The organism is Hyphomicrobium sp. (assembly GCF_035548195.1).
GTDB lineage: Bacteria > Pseudomonadota > Alphaproteobacteria > Rhizobiales > Hyphomicrobiaceae > Hyphomicrobium_B.
In genome coordinates, this window is sequence record NZ_DASZTY010000013.1 from 1 (window position 1) to 12,265 (window position 12,265).

Below are 12,265 nucleotides of genomic sequence, written 5' to 3' on the forward strand. Positions count from 1 at the left end.
TTCGAGTTCGTCGATGATATCTTTCATTAAGCTGCCACCCTGCTTAGCGGTAGAATTTGGAAGGCTCTCTAGCATGGCGCCGGGACAGCGCAAATGCCGAGAGATCGCGGCCTTAACGATCGCCCCGAGATAGGTCCTAAATACCCGAAGGCCGCACCAATTGGCGGTCACTTTGCGCCGGCGGCCGCGGCAAGTTGGCGCCCAAAGTCGGCAACCTTGATTTCGGTGATGCCGGCGCCCGCGATCGGCTGAATGGCAACAGCGCGCGCCCGCGTCGCGGCCCAGGCGAGCGTATTGCCGATAAATTCCGAAAGAGACTCGGCGACGACAAGCTGACCGCCGGCCTGCTGCAGATGCCGTTCTGCTTCGGAGCGGCTAACAAAGACCTGCAAGAGATCTTCCGAGCCGGACCATGGGCCTGCGGGTGTCAACCTCGCGCCGTCGTCGTCGCCGACGATATAAACTTCACCCTGCTTCGCCGCCGCTTTGACGAAAAGCGGCACCGCCTCCGCCTTCAGCCGGAGTTGCAGATCGACCGGGTCGATCTCGGCCTCGATCGGGTCGGAAACCCAATCCGTGCCGACGAAGCCTTTCGCCTTAGCGATGCCCGGGAGAAGGTCGGCAGCAAACGTTGCGAGCGTAATTTCCTGGAGCGCGTTGTTGCCTGCCAATGCCTCGGCCCATCGCGTCGCTTCGATCGGGTTCGACCAAAAAAGCTGGACCCCCTTGCCACGCACCTTCTGAGACGCGACGGATGCAGTCTCCTCGTCGGCAAACGTCAGCACACGTCCCTCACTCACGGCCCGGCGGACGAACCGGTCGCGTTGCGCAAGCTCAGGGATGCGTGGCCTGTGCAGCATGGGTCGTGCCTACGCGCGAATCAGTTTGCATGAGTGTGAGACATTATATGTTGCGATAGCAAGACGGCGATAAGGGCCCGGTTCTGCGGCATCGACCGCGCACCGCTTGATCTGCCGGGAATGTATACTTACGGTTGATGCCTCAACAATGTGGGGTGGCTTGGACATGACCTATCCGGCCAAATCTCGTGACCGAACTGCTAATCGTCCTCGCGCTCATCCTCCTCAATGGACTTTTTGCGCTCTCCGAACTCGCCATTGTTTCCGCCCGCCGGCCACGCCTGAAGGCCATGGAGGCCGCTGGCCGCCCGGGTGCCTTCAGCGCCCTCGCGCTGTCGGCTGATCCGGGGCGCTTTCTCTCCGCCGTCCAGATCGGCATCACGCTTATCGGCATCGTCAACGGCGCCTATTCAGGCGAGACCTTCGGTGAGTACGCGGCATCCTATCTGCAGAGCCTTGGATTGGCGGAAGCCTGGGCCGAGCCTATCGGCTTCGGGGCGGTCGTCGCGGCCATCACTTATCTCTCCGTGATTGCGGGAGAGCTGGTGCCGAAGACGTTGGCGCTGCGCAACGCCGAGAGTATCGCATGCGCCGTGGCGCCGATCATGACCGGCTTTGCCAAAATTGCCGGACCCGTCGTGTGGCTGCTCGACAGCTCAACACGATTTGTCTTTCGCATTCTCGGCATTTCGCGTGAGAGCGAAAGTCGCGTCACCGACGAGGAAATCAAAACGATGATTGCCGAGGCGGAAACCGCGGGCGTGCTCGAAAGCGGCGAAGGTGAACTCATTTCGGGTGTTATGCGCTTGGCGGACCGGGCGGTGCTCGGGCTGATGACGCCCCGAACGGACGTTGACTGGATCGACGTGACTGCACCGGAAGAGACGATTAAAGCGCGGCTGATTTCGACCCCGCACTCGCGCTTACCCGTCGGCGAGGGCTCGGTCGATAAGATGATCGGCGTCGTGCAGACGCGTGAGCTGCTTGCAGGGCTCCTCTCGGGCAAATCGTTCGAGATCGCTGCTTACATTCGAAAGGCGCCGGTGATTCCGGAAACGAGCGCCGCGCTGAATGTTTTATCGGTGCTGCGCAACGCCGAAGTGCCGATGGCGCTCATCCACGATGAATACGGCGACTTCGAAGGACTGGTGACGCCCGCAGACATTCTTGAAGCCATCGCGGGCGCGTTCAAATCGGACACCGAGGGACTAGAGCCTCATGCCGTCGAACGTGACGACGGCTCGTGGCTGCTGTCCGGCGCCATGCCCGTCGACGAGATGGCCGACAAGATCGGCATACCGCTTCCCGAAAACCGGTCCTACGAAACCGTTGCGGGATTTGTTCTGGCTGCGATCCAACACATTCCCAAAACCGGCGAGCATACGGATATCAGCGGCTGGCGCTTCGAGGTCGTCGATCTCGACGGCCGGAGAATAGACAAGGTTCTTGCGAGCAGAGTAGCACCGCTGCGTCGGCGGGCTCCTTAGGGAGACGGCGCAAGCAGCGTCAGCCAGCGATAGGCCGCATCGAATTCGGCGCGGCGGCCGCGACGGCGGGCGGCAGCTTCCGCATCCTCGCCCCAAAGCGAGATCTGATAGTCTTCATCAACGTGCGCATCGGCCCAGGCTATATCCGGCGAGATGGCGCCACGCGCCAGCGACAGCGTCAGAAGCGCCGATCCCATCAATGTTGTCAAAACATGTAAGCCGGTCAGCCGGAAAGCATCGTGAGGTTTCAAGGCTTCCGCGACGGCGGCGAGCGCCTCAGACGGCTGCGGAACATGCATTACGCCTGGCACCGCCCTAAAGGTCGCGTGCAATGCATTATCGGCCCATGCGATGACCGGATTCCAAGCCTGAGATTGCCGGACCACAAGTTCATCCGGGGTCTCGGCCCGATAACAGACGAGATCGCTACCGGCATAGGCAAGGATGTCGTTGGCAACCGCGTCCATCGTCTCGCTGACGGCGTCGATGGCCGTGTTTGCAAACCGGGTCAGCGGCATGCGCGACGGGTCGACGAATTCATTTTGCGCCTGCCACTCCGCTGCAATGGCTTCGGCAAGCGCGCGCGTCGGCACGGCGAGCGCTTGCTTTTTTGGCGTTTTGACTGGCCGGCCGTCGAGCAGAATTTGAAACGGCGCGCTGCCGGAGACAGTCGCTGCCTTATAGAAGCGCTTGGCGAGCGGCTTTGCCAGGCTGTCGCTGATGACGCGCTTTGGCGGAGGTGCGTTGGCGGCGCGCTCCAGATCGGCGCGATGTCCGCCGTTGCCGTTGGAACCGGTGTCGGTCATGCCACGCACCTCGCGTTTGCCAGGGCCTTGTCAACCGCTGCGGGCAAATCGGCAAACCGATCGACAATGAGCTGCGCTCCGGCTTCCTTAAGCTCCGCGATGCTGTGATAGCCCCAGGCAACGCCGATGGATGGAACACCGGCAGCCCGTGCCATCTCGATGTCATAGGTCGTATCACCGATCATGACTGTCGCTGACGCATCGGCACCCGTTTCAAGCATTGCCTTCAAAAGCATCGATGGGTGCGGCTTGGAAGGATGATCGTCGGCGGTTTGGACCGTAGCGAAGTGCGCGTGCCAGCCTTCCCGCTCAAATAAGCGATCAATGCCCCGACGTGACTTTCCGGTTGCAATGCCCAGGAGATAACTGTCCCTGCTCGCCAAATGGGCAATAATTTCCTTCGCCTGCGGGAACAGAATTTCGCTCTCGGCCGGATCGTGATTCAACTCCCGGAAAGCGGACTTATATCGCTCCGCCAGTTCGACGCGCGTTTCATACTCCGCTTCCGGCGCCAACGCGGAGCAGGCTTCGAGCAGCGACAGGCCGACGACGGACAGCGTTGCCTCGCGCGTCGGCGGTACCATGCGCAGCGAGGTAAACGCGTGCTCCATCGACAGGACAATGCCCGCCTGGCTATCGACGATCGTGCCGTCGCAATCGAAAACGACCAGTTTCATGATGCAGTTCTATCAACGCGCGTGAACCGGGGCAAACCTGCCGCATTCTCGCCGGACCGACCTTAATGCCGCAACGCGCGGCGCCTTATTCGGCCTTGAACCGTCCGGGATCGAAGCCGAGCAAGTCCCACGAGGCGGCCATATGCGCAGGCAGCGGGGCGGTGACGTCGATCGTCTTCCCACCCTTAGGATGCGGAATTACGAGACGCCGCGCATGCAGATGCAGCTTCTTTTCTATGTTCTCGGCAGGCATGTGGACGTCGCCCTCATACTTATTGTCGCCGACGATTGGGTGACCGATAAGATGCATATGAGCGCGAAGCTGATGCTGCCGTCCTGTCACCGGCTTCAACGAAACCCAGGCGGCCTTGTGCGCAGCCCGGTCGATGACGGAATAATGGGTCGTCGCATGCATGGCGACGTCCTGCTCGCCGGGTTTCGCCTTCCGGACGCGGTCGCCGTCCGGTCCGGATGCTTTGACCAGCGCCGCCTCGACCTTTCCCTGCGGCGGCTTCGGTACGCCTTTGACAAGCGCCCAATAGGTCTTGGCGGCAGAGCGCGTCTGAAACGTCCGCCCGAGCTTTGCCGCGGCGTCGCGCGTCTTGGCAACAAGTAAGACACCTGTCGTATCGCGGTCGAGGCGATGCACGAGACGCGGACGCTCGCCGCCAAAGCGGTCCGCCATGCCTTCGAGCATCCCATCGATATGTTTTTTCGTGCCTGTGCCCCCTTGGACCGCCAGGCCAAAAGGTTTGTTGAGAACGAGCACATGCTCGTCCTCGTACAGGATCATCTTTTCGATCGTGTCGCGGTCGCCTTTCGAAACGCCCATCGCTGGCCGCCCCGACGGATTGACCTTCTTCGGCTCGCGAATGATTGCTGGAACCCGGATTTCCGAACCCGCGCGCAACCGGTCGTTGGCCTGCACCCGCTTTGAATTCACCCGTACCTGGCCCGAGCGAAGCAGCTTCTGCAGATAGGTGTATCCCACTTCCGGAAAGTGGACGCGGAACCAGCGGTCGAGCCGCATATCGGCTTCGCTCTCGGCAACCCGTAATGTCTCGACCTTGCCTGTCGTGGTCGCGCTACTGACGTTCGTCATCACCGTCGCCCAACGAAAGCGATAAATCCCGCATGCATAATTGCGCGTGCGCTGGCGCAGGCGAAAAGAGAGAGCTTCATCGTGTTATTCCGAGATTGATCGAGCGGAAGCTATAGCGGGCGTGCAGCTATCAAGGAAGCGATATGAATGACAACCGGCTGGATCAGCTCCGCTTGTGCGGCCCGCACCAACCGGGCAAATACGAAGCTGCGTTGCTCTTGGCAAATGCCAGAGCTTCCTCCAGCGCCGCATCGGGGTCGCTCTTGATTGTCTTGCGATCGACCCGGCGCCTCAACGCATCGGCCCAAAGAAATTCGCTGAACGGCGTCGTATCCTTGGCGTAGCCGCCAGCGAACCGAAGCTCGCCTGCCAGGCTGCGGTACGGATCGTCTTCGAGATCGGCGACCGATTTCGGCAGTTTCGTACGGGGCTGCCGGACGCCATCGGTATCGAACGGATGCATCCAGCCGCGATTGTCCATGAAAGACCAGAACTCGTCTTTTTCAAGGGCGTGCAAATCTGCCAGTGTCGAGGTCAGCACCTCCTTGACGCCTTCGTCGTAAAGTGCGCGTGCGAGGTGATGGTGATCGACGACATACAGGTGTTCCTTCGGTCCGCGCACGACGGGGATCATATGTCGTCCGAGAAACCCGCTCGCTTTCGACCTATCGAGCCCGCGCCACGCCTTGCGCTTTTCGTCGACCTCCCGCATGCCGACGGTCATCTGCGTCGGCCTTAGATCGTCAATCGCAACTGAATAGAGAACGGGAGACGGCGTATGTGCGTGCGGCTCGGCCATTGGGACACCTCACTGACTAGGAGCGACCGTTGCGTTCGGCCCGAAGTTTCGCCCAATAATCGAGCCGTTTCTTGATCTCGCGTTCGAAACCGCGCTCCGGCGGATCATAGTATTTCGGACGCTTCCTGAATTCGTCCGGAAAGTAGTTCTGGCCAGAAAATGCTTCGGGCTGATCGTGGTCATAGAGATAGTCAGACCCGTAACCTTCTTCTTCCATCAATTTCGTCGGCGCGTTGAGGATCGTTTTCGGCGGCGATATCGAGCCATGTTCCTTGGCTGCGCGCATGGCGGCTTTGAATGCAACGTAGTTGGCGTTCGATTTCGGTGCCGTCGCCATGTAGATGACGGCTTCCGCGATCGCGAGTTCTCCTTCGGGGGAGCCAAGAAAATCGAACGCCTCTTTTGCGGCGTTGGCAACGACGAGCGCTTGCGGATCGGCAAGGCCGATATCCTCGACGGCCATGCGTACGACGCGGCGGGCGATAAAAAGCCGGTCCTCACCCCCGTCGAGCATGCGGCACAAATAATAAAGCGCCGCGTCTGGATCGGAGCCGCGCACTGCCTTATGCAGCGCCGAGATCAAGTTGTAATGGCCTTCTCGCGACTTGTCGTAAAGCGGGGCACGCCGCTGCACCAGCTTGACGAGCGCATCGCGGCCGAGCGGCTTGCTCTTCGCGGGCGCAGCCGCGAACACGTCCTCAACCAGATTGAGGATTGCGCGGCCGTCACCATCGGCCATGCCCTTCAGTGCTTCGCGCGCATCAGGGTCTAGCGGCAGAGGCCGTCCGACTTCCGCCTCCGCGCGTTTCAGGATCGTTTCAAGGTTGGCGTCATCGAGCCGGTTGAGAACCAGGACATTCGCCCGCGACAGCAGAGCGGCGTTGAGTTCGAAAGATGGGTTTTCCGTTGTCGCGCCGACGAGCGTGATTGTGCCGTCTTCCATGTAGGGCAAAAAGCTATCCTGCTGCGAACGATTGAAGCGATGGATTTCATCGATGAAGAGCAGGGTGCCCTTGCCCTGCTCACGCGCGATCTTCGCACGCTCAAACGCTTTGCGAAGTTCGGCGACGCCGGAGAAAATCGCCGAAAGCTGCTCAAAGGCCAGGTTCGTTTCTCCAGCGAGCAATCGCGCAATCGTCGTTTTGCCAGATCCCGGAGGTCCCCAAAAGATGAGGCTCGGCACGCGACCGCTTTTGAGCATCCGGGTCAGCGTACCATCGGGTCCAACGATGTGATCCTGGCCGACGACCTCGGAAAGCGTTTTAGGACGCAGCCGATCGGCCAGCGGCCGCGGCGCGCTTTTCTCAAGTCCGGCAGCTTCAAAGAGATTCGCCATGAGGTGCATATATAGAGGCCGGCGCGCGCTGTTCCAACGACATCATCGTCCAGCCACGTGCCGGGCCTTTGGGTCCCGGGCCTCGCGAGCGGACTCGTGCGGGACGCCAACAGGGGATCCGGCCGCATGAAATGGTGCGTATGCTTATGCGCGAACCGCGACATTGACCGTTTGCGGCTTTCCGGAATTCGCGCCGGAAGCGTCGGTCACCTGCACATCGAAGCGCGCGGACGACGCGTCGGAACCGTCATGCGCAAAAAGCACGCAGCCCTCCGCCAAATCGGCCTGAGAGAAAGTCGCAATAGGCGATTTCGGAGCATTCGCGAGGGCGACGAAGCCGCCCTGTGCATTCGATACCGTGAACGTCAGATCTTCGGGCTTGTCGTCGGGATCGACTGCATTGAGGTCCGCAAGCGTGATACGAACCGAGCGGCCTTTACCGACCGTCAGGTCGAGATCGCCCGCAATCGCCGGGGGAATATTGCGGATGTGCGCCGAAAGCTCCGCGCCTTCTTCCATCGAGAGGCGGCCATATTTGATCTTGCCCGCGGCGCTGCCGGTACTGCGGAGCGCAAAAAGCTGCTGCACACGCACGTCGCCCTGCACGGTGCCGCGAATCTCAGCCGTATCGGATTTGACCTGCCCGAAAAGCTTGCCGCCTTCCTGCACGACGACCTCCGAAGCCGTCACGCCGCCCTCAACGTAACCCCAGATCTCGACGCGGCGCCCGCTCCTGACTTCGCCTTTAAGAACGGCGCCCTCGCCGACGATCAACACACCTCGGGTATCAGGCATCGGCGAACTCCGTTACGCAAAACGATGTCTGCGAATCTCGACCATAATTTTGTCAGCTTCTCGACACTCGAGAACCCAACTCAAGCAATTGCGGCGTTAACCTTGAAGTATTTTGTCAGGCGAGCGTCACGTCCTCATGGAACTGATTGCTGATGAGCGTCGGCTTCACGTAACCGGCGCGGATTGTGAAATCGCCGAAGCGTTCGCCTTCCTGACGTTCCTTGGCATAACGCAACAGGATCGGCTCCAGCAGCGACAGTGCGCGGGCCTCGTCCACGTCCTGCGCATAGAGCTTGTTCATGCGCGCGCCGTCAAACGCGGCGCCGAGATAGAGATTGTACAAGCCTGGCGAGCGGCCGACGAAGCCGATTTCACCTAGATACGGCCGCCCACATCCGTTCGGGCAGCCCGTCATGCGGACAACGATCTCCTCGTCCGTCAGTCCCGCCTTTTCGAGTATGCTTTCGAGCTTCGTCAAGAAATGCGGCATGTAACGCTCGCTCTCGGCGAGCGCCAGCGCGCACGTCGGCAGCGCGACGCAGGCGATACTGTTCCGCCTGGCACCGGAAAGGGACTTCGGGGCGACGCCGTGCTCGGCAAGAATCTTATCGATTTTACCCTTCGCGCGCGCGGAAACGTTCGTGAAAATCAAATTCTGGTTCGCGGTCATCACGAAATCGCAGATATCGAGATCCGCTATCGCGCGAATGGCGCTTCTGAGGCGATGTCCGGGCGTATCCTTGATCCGGCCGCTGTCGATATAAATCGTAAGGTGCCATTTCTTATCTTCACCCTGGCGCCAGCCGATGTGGTCGCCATTGCGCGTGAACGCATAGGGCCGCGCCGGTGCGAGATCGAAACCGAGGCGCTTGTTTACTTCCGCCTTGAAATTCTCAAGTCCATGATCCTCGATCGTGTACTTGAGCCGCGCTCGGGCGCGATTCGACCGGTTCCCCCAATCGCGCTGGACGGTCAGGATCGCTTCGGCGACTTCGATCGCCTTTTCATGGCTGCAATAGCCGAGAACGTCACCAAGGCGCGGAAACGTTTCCGGCACCCCGTGCGTCATACCCATGCCGCCGCCCGCTGTTACGTTCCAGCCGACGATTTCACCGTTCTCGACAATGGCGATGAAGCCGCAATCGTGAGCGAAAACGTCGACGTCGTTATCGGGCGGTACTGCGAACACAAATTTAAATTTACGCGGAAGATATGTCTGCCCGTAGATCGTTTCCTTCTCGGGATCGGTGACGATTTTTCCGGGGATCGGTGCGCCGTTAAGCCATATGTCGCTGTAGGCGTTTGTCCTTGGCAGGAAATACAGGCTGGTGCGCTTTGCGAGTTCGAAAGCCTGCCGGTGCGCCTTCGATAGATAGGGGTTGGCGACCGACATCACGCCACGCGTCACATCTCCGCAAGCCGCGATCGTATCCAGGCCTGCAGCGTGAATAGCCTGCATCGTACGCTTGAGATTGGACTTGATGATGCCATGGAACTGAAACGTCGCGCGCGTCGTGACCCGCAGTGTCTTGTTTCCAAAGTTGACCGCGATATCGTCGAGCTGCCGCCATTGCGAGGAGGTTACAAAGCCGCCCGGAATGCGCAGGCGCACCATGAACATGAAAGCCTTATCAAGCTTCTTCTTGGCACGCTCGCCACGGACGTCACGATCATCCTGCATGTAGGAGCCGTGGAATTTTATGAGCTGTGTATCGTCATCCGCGATTGCTCCGGATTCGACATGCACCAGCCCTTCGCTGATCGTGCCACGCAGGAAGTGGCTGGCTTCTTTGATATGCTCGGTCTTAGATGGCTTGCCGTCTGTCATTGTCGTCCTCGCGGAACAGCTGCGCCGCCCACAGTCATTCGATATCGGTCTTGAATTTCAGTGTCAGTAGACGTCGCGTTGATAGCGTCCAGCCTTCGTGAGCTCTTTGAGCTTGGCGCGCCCGGCATCCTCGTCGCCTTTTGCCGCTTCTGCGAGAATTTTGACAAGAGTCGCATCGACGTCTTTCGCCATGCCCTTTTCATCGCCGCAGACGTAAATATGTGCGCCTTCTTCCAGCCAATCCCGCACCTCGGCGCGGCGTTCCCACAGGCGATGCTGAACGTAGATTTTCTCCGGTTGATCGCGCGAGAATGCAACATCGATTTTCGTCAGATCGCCGGAGGCAAGATAGTCTTGCCATTCGAGCTGATACAGAAAATCATTGGTGAAGTTGCGCTCGCCGAAAAACAGCCAGCTTTTGCCTTTGGCTCCCGTTGCAACGCGCTCCTCGACAAATGCGCGATAGGGCGCGACGCCCGTTCCGGCTCCGATCATGATGATCGGGGTATGTCCATCGGCCGGCAGGCGGTAATGCCGGTTCGGCTTGACATATATTCGCGCCGTCGAGCCCACTTTGCGGCGCTCGCCGAGATAGGTCGAGGAAACGCCCTTGCGAGTTTTGCCGTGCGACGTCCAGCGTACGGCGCCCACCAGAAGGTGTGCTTCGCCCGGGTGCGCCTTCAGGCTCGAAGCCACGGAATAGAGACGCCCCGGCAACGGCCGCAGCAGTCCGACAAGCTGCTCAGCGGCAAGCTTTTCAGGATACGTTTCGAAAAGATCAATCAACTGCCGATCGGCTGCGAACCTGGTGTAGGCTTCGCCTTCGAGCAGCGCCTTAACGTCCGAGCGCCCGGTGAGCTTGGCGTAGTTCTCCACCGCCGATCGCGACAGCGTCGTCACGTCGTAAGATTTCTGTAGCTTGAGAAGCAGCGCCGCATCCGATGAAAGTCCGACGGCTTTCAGCAGCTCGTCGACGAGCGCAGGATCGTTCTCCGGCAAAAGCCCGATCGCATCGCCCGGCTCATAGGTGAAGCGTGGATCTTCGAACGCAAATTCTACGTGCCATGTTTCGCGCGTCGAGCCGGTTCCATTCAAATTGACGAGTGCCGCAATTTCGGACTCGAGTGGATTTTCCGCCGTGAACAGCGGCTCGCCGTCGTCGGGCTGAAAACCCGCGCCGCCGAAATCGACGTGCACAACCGTACCGCTGGCACCGGCAGGCGCATCAGCCGGGGCAAATTTCGCAAACGAACTTTCCGTCCACTCCGCCGCCTGCTTCGCGTAATCGAGATCCAAATCGACGCGTTCGGCAACGCGCTCTCCGCCCAGTTCCTCAAGGCGAGCGTCGATGGCTTTGCCGATCGCGCAGAATTGCGTGTAGGCCGTGTCTCCCAGCGCCAGGACAGCGAACCGGACGCCCTCAAGACGGGGCGCAGCGTCGCCCATCAAGGCCTGATAGAAATCTGCGGCGCGGCTCGGCGGGTCACCCTCTCCCCACGTAGCGGCATAGACAACGACGTTTTTCGACTTCGCCAGCAACGCCATGTCCGCGTCCGCCATGTCGTAGACCTTGGCATCAATGCCGTGCTTCTGTGCAACTTTCTTGGCTTTGCCGGCGAGCGTCTCGCAGTTGCCGCTCTCGCTCGCATAGAGGATTGTCAGCGGCACACGCGGCTTGGCAGCGGGAGCCGCCGTCTGCATCGCGCCCCCGCCCTGCGCTGCCTCGAACCCTGCAAAGAATCCTGCGAGCCACGCGCGCTGCTGCGGCGTCGTCCGGGCAACGACTTTGTTCAATGTATCGATGTCTTCCGGCAGGAACGGCGCGTTGCGCGGAAGCAATGGCGTGGCGGTCACCTAAAGGCTCTCCTCGTCGGGGGCCTTGGCCCACTGGTTGAAACGACGACCTAGCGCGCTTCTTACAGTCGGGAAAGGCCCCGGCCGGGTGGTCCCTCAGGACGCCACCGGCTCAATTTTCAAAACAATCCGTGGTCGGTAGATCGCTGACGATGCCTTAGCTCGATTAACAGCGAGTCTCCCGCCCGTACCATTAAGCGCATTCTAGGCATCTTTGGAACAATTTTCTACTAACCTGCGGCGTTCCACCCCGAACACAACAATAATATTCTAATAATTGGCCCACGATCAGAGGTTGTATGAACCGACAATCTTATTGGCCACGCCGCTGGGGCATTGATCAAACGAACGGCAATCGACGTTGTCACCGCGCTCCGCGTTACTCACACGCAGACGTGAAGCGCCTTGATTTGAAAACGTCGGGCCATCCATGATGTTAAGAGACGGAACGCGGAGCGGCTTGACTTTGTTGGGCTGATCCGCAGATTGGGCCTGCACAACAAGTGTCTGCACCAATCGGGTAAGCTCTCGGCGGGGCTTACGGAATGGAAGCAGTTTATCGCTTTGGAGGAAACACGATGAAGGTTTGGACGAAGCCCGCGGTTCGCGAGCAGGAAGTCGGTCTCGAAGTCACGAGCTACCTGCCGGCCGAAATCGACCTTATCTAACGGTTGATTTCTTCGGTCTCACAAAACCGGTGAGATAACGGCGCGGCGGTCGG

General features: G+C 60.0%; 11 protein-coding genes. 2 read left to right on the forward strand and 9 right to left on the reverse strand.

Annotated features, from left to right (window positions below; genetic code table 11):
• Nucleotides 1-167: 167 nt before the first annotated feature.
• Nucleotides 168-860, reverse strand: a complete 693-nt coding sequence (locus tag VHB22_RS03030; protein WP_325455477.1) for a DUF2750 domain-containing protein — start codon at nucleotides 858-860, stop codon at nucleotides 168-170.
• Between the two features lie 188 nt (nucleotides 861-1,048).
• Between VHB22_RS03030 and VHB22_RS03035 the strand changes: the two genes are divergently transcribed.
• A complete protein-coding gene (locus VHB22_RS03035) occupies nucleotides 1,049-2,347 on the forward strand; it encodes a hemolysin family protein (protein WP_325455478.1) in 1,299 nt (432 codons plus the stop codon).
• Here VHB22_RS03035 and VHB22_RS03040 read toward each other — a convergent pair.
• The 8 genes from VHB22_RS03040 to VHB22_RS03075 form a co-directional block, all read right to left on the reverse strand.
• Entirely contained in the window at nucleotides 2,344-3,153 is an 810-nt protein-coding gene (locus VHB22_RS03040) for an ATP12 family chaperone protein (RefSeq protein WP_325455479.1), read from the reverse strand. The two genes, VHB22_RS03035 and VHB22_RS03040, sit on opposite strands and share 4 nt — an antisense overlap.
• Nucleotides 3,150-3,830, reverse strand: coding sequence for an HAD-IA family hydrolase (locus VHB22_RS03045; protein WP_325455480.1), 681 nt, complete (start codon nucleotides 3,828-3,830; stop codon nucleotides 3,150-3,152). Before VHB22_RS03045 ends, VHB22_RS03040 begins: the two co-directional genes overlap by 4 nt.
• A gap of 85 nt (nucleotides 3,831-3,915) precedes the next feature.
• Nucleotides 3,916-4,932 carry an RluA family pseudouridine synthase gene (locus VHB22_RS03050; RefSeq protein WP_325455481.1) on the reverse strand — a complete coding sequence of 339 codons (1,017 nt, stop codon included), beginning with the start codon at nucleotides 4,930-4,932 and terminating at the stop codon, nucleotides 3,916-3,918.
• A 163-nt stretch (nucleotides 4,933-5,095) separates the two neighbouring features.
• The gene (locus VHB22_RS03055; RefSeq protein WP_325455482.1) at nucleotides 5,096-5,731 is read right to left on the reverse strand and encodes a ParB-like protein; all 636 of its coding nucleotides are present in this window, start codon (nucleotides 5,729-5,731) and stop codon (nucleotides 5,096-5,098) included.
• Between the two features lie 16 nt (nucleotides 5,732-5,747).
• Nucleotides 5,748-7,067 (reverse strand): replication-associated recombination protein A, encoded by a 1,320-nt coding sequence (locus VHB22_RS03060; protein WP_325455483.1) that lies wholly within the window; start codon nucleotides 7,065-7,067, stop codon nucleotides 5,748-5,750.
• Between the two features lie 144 nt (nucleotides 7,068-7,211).
• Nucleotides 7,212-7,862: a polymer-forming cytoskeletal protein gene (locus VHB22_RS03065; protein ID WP_325455484.1), complete on the reverse strand. Its 651-nt coding sequence runs from the start codon at nucleotides 7,860-7,862 to the stop codon at nucleotides 7,212-7,214.
• Between the two features lie 115 nt (nucleotides 7,863-7,977).
• Entirely contained in the window at nucleotides 7,978-9,690 is a 1,713-nt protein-coding gene (locus tag VHB22_RS03070) for an NADPH-dependent assimilatory sulfite reductase hemoprotein subunit (RefSeq protein ID WP_325455485.1), read from the reverse strand.
• Nucleotides 9,691-9,753: 63 nt separating this feature from the next.
• Nucleotides 9,754-11,544, reverse strand: a complete 1,791-nt coding sequence (locus tag VHB22_RS03075) for a diflavin oxidoreductase (RefSeq protein WP_325455486.1) — start codon at nucleotides 11,542-11,544, stop codon at nucleotides 9,754-9,756.
• Nucleotides 11,545-12,122: 578 nt separating this feature from the next.
• Here VHB22_RS03075 and pqqA point away from each other — a divergent pair.
• Entirely contained in the window at nucleotides 12,123-12,212 is a 90-nt protein-coding gene (pqqA, locus tag VHB22_RS03080; RefSeq protein ID WP_015597947.1) for a pyrroloquinoline quinone precursor peptide PqqA, read from the forward strand.
• Nucleotides 12,213-12,265: the final 53 nt, after the last annotated feature.